Origin of the sequence: Vibrio splendidus 12E03 (assembly GCF_000272105.2) — a bacterium.
GTDB classification, from domain to species: Bacteria; Pseudomonadota; Gammaproteobacteria; order Enterobacterales; family Vibrionaceae; genus Vibrio; species Vibrio splendidus_I.
The window spans coordinates 1-225 of record NZ_AJZD02000292.1; the positions used below are offsets into that span (position 1 = coordinate 1).

At 47.6% G+C, this 225-nt stretch carries 1 tRNA gene; it reads left to right on the plus strand.

The annotated features are described in order from the left end of the window. Positions 1 to 74 precede the first annotated feature (74 nt). Positions 75 to 159: transfer RNA gene (locus A142_RS18075), tRNA-Tyr, on the plus strand. Positions 160 to 225 lie beyond the last annotated feature (66 nt).

A 225-nucleotide genomic window follows, 5' to 3' on the forward strand; every position in this document is an offset into this window, starting at 1 on the left:
TCACCAGTTCGATTCCGGTAGTCGGCACCACTTTCTCCCTTCCTTTAAGGCAAGCGAGAGAAAGCTCAAAATTTGGAGAGGTTCCCGAGTGGCCAAAGGGAGCAGACTGTAAATCTGTTGGCACTGCCTTCGATGGTTCGAATCCGTCCCTCTCCACCATATTCTAAAGGTTAAATAGCTCAAACAGAGTTACGTGTTGCGTGCATCGTATAATGGCTATTACCT